This is a genomic window from Halobacillus sp. BBL2006 (assembly GCF_000786645.1).
Classification (GTDB): Bacteria; Bacillota; Bacilli; order Bacillales; family Halobacillaceae; genus Halobacillus.
Window position 1 is genome coordinate 1 of the sequence record NZ_JRNX01000748.1, and the last position, 1,922, is coordinate 1,922.

Annotated in this window: 2 protein-coding genes; both read right to left on the minus strand. The window is 42.2% G+C overall.

Annotated features, from left to right (window positions below; all coding sequences use genetic code 11):
* On the minus strand, positions 1-685 hold a 685-nt coding region (locus LD39_RS19195; protein WP_035551974.1), incomplete at its 3' end, for an EcsC family protein.
* Positions 686-742: 57 nt separating this feature from the next.
* Positions 743-1,922 (minus strand): ABC transporter permease (locus tag LD39_RS19200; RefSeq protein ID WP_035551977.1); only part of this gene is annotated, 1,180 nt, incomplete at its 5' end.

Below are 1,922 nucleotides of genomic sequence, written 5' to 3' on the forward strand. Positions count from 1 at the left end.
GGCAGGCATTCATCGTCGTCTCCCCTAATTGCTCTAACAGCCGGCCATTTGCGACATACCCGATTAAGGCACCAAACCCTGGAATTAACTGCATCAATTTCACGAAATCAAGCGTATCCCTATATTCTATTTGCAGCGTCTTCCAATCCAAGTTTTTTTCTTGCACCTCTAATTCATTCCAATTCATGACTCTCTCCCTTATCTTTCCTCTCGCTTCATCACTCGAGAAAGCCAGCATGAACACATGAAGAAGAAAGACTCTTTCTTCATATCTGCTTACATCAAGCCCATAAATTTGGCCCGCATCAAACAAAAACTTCATCTTGATACTAAGTAATAAAGGAAAGTCTGCTGCCCCTAACCAAAAGCCGCCAAGTCCTGTTCCAGCTCCTTCGAAAGCAGCCATCTTTTTATATTGTTTCAGCCTCTCTCTGACTCTTTCTTCCCTTTCTTGAAAAGTCCATGCTGGATCAACTTTGATCGGACGAATGTATTCGGATGTGGTTAGAGCTACTTCAATCATGGTTCGTACGCTCTCTGTTACGACTACATGAATACGGTCAGGTATCTTTTGGTTGATCGTAGATTGCACTCGCTTTGAAGTTCTCTGAAGCACAGAGGACCGCTTTTCTAATGAACGACTCCAGCGAAGCGCTTCGTTTTTCACTTTTGTTTCGTAGTTCATGTCTATCCCTCCGTTAAATGATAGAAAAAGAGAGCGGTTTTCCGCTCTCTCCACCAATCAGGTAAGTTTTGCTTTCACATATCCGTTTATAAAGGCGAAACTGAATAAGCTGCCTCCTACCCATACGACTGCCAGTCCTATCGGGTTCCATTGCAATACAAACAATAATCCAAACAAGAACGTTTGAAACAACATCAATTGTCTCAACCATTGAAGTAAGGCCTCCCGCTTCCACTCATGCTTTACTGGGTAAAGATCAAGCCAAGCAATCGTGCGGTGATGATTCCAAAGTGTCATCATCTGAAAAGCACTCAAGTACAGGAACAGGATTGCAAAAGCAACCTTCACCCATAAATTCGGAACAAACCAGATTGCTAAACCGCCGATCACCATTAAGCGGAAATACATACCTAAATAATCACTGCTTCTCGTAAACGTGATCCGATACAAATACGTAAAGGTATGATCCTGCCGGTAAGGAATCCGGGATACTAAAGTATGGACCAGCGCGTGGCGTTTTTTCACTGTGTTTTTCAAATGAGGAACGTCTGTGAACATATTGGCAATCCGGTAAAAAGTCCGCATCCGCTGCTGATCTTTTTCCACTAACAAATCCCAGGCGAGTCCGGATTTTTGGCGAGCAACCGAATACGTGTAAAGCACGACGCCCACTAATAAAACCGTTACGATACTGGCAAAAATCCAGTCTCCTTTTGACAAAAAATAAAAAATTGTAATATTCAAGACGGTTTTTACGATTTGATCGGTTAATCTTATCCTCGGATTACGTTCTTTTAACATCCACCAGTTAGAAAGCATATTCCAAACTTTAATAATTAAAACGACGCCGATCATCATTAAGTATTGATTCGTTCCTAGATCAGGAAACGAGGCGAAATACAACGGACCGAGTGCTGCTGCAATGAGAAAGACAACATACAGTTGGACCAAAAAGCTGTAATACAAACACCTTTTGAAATAATCATCCAACTGATATTCTGCCGGCAATAAAAAAACTAAGTCCGGCTCTTTGAGCAAGGTTCGAACAGGACTGTAGCTGGCGACAAAGCCGAATGCTAACCCGACAATCCATGATGTCGGGAACCCTTCAGGCAAGTCTGCCAGCCATTGTTGATAGTAATAGGCTAATGCAGAGATGAAAAAGAGCATGGCCACTGCAATATGACCATTGAAGATATATTTCAAGTAACGGCTTGTTTCTTTCATATGGTCTGAA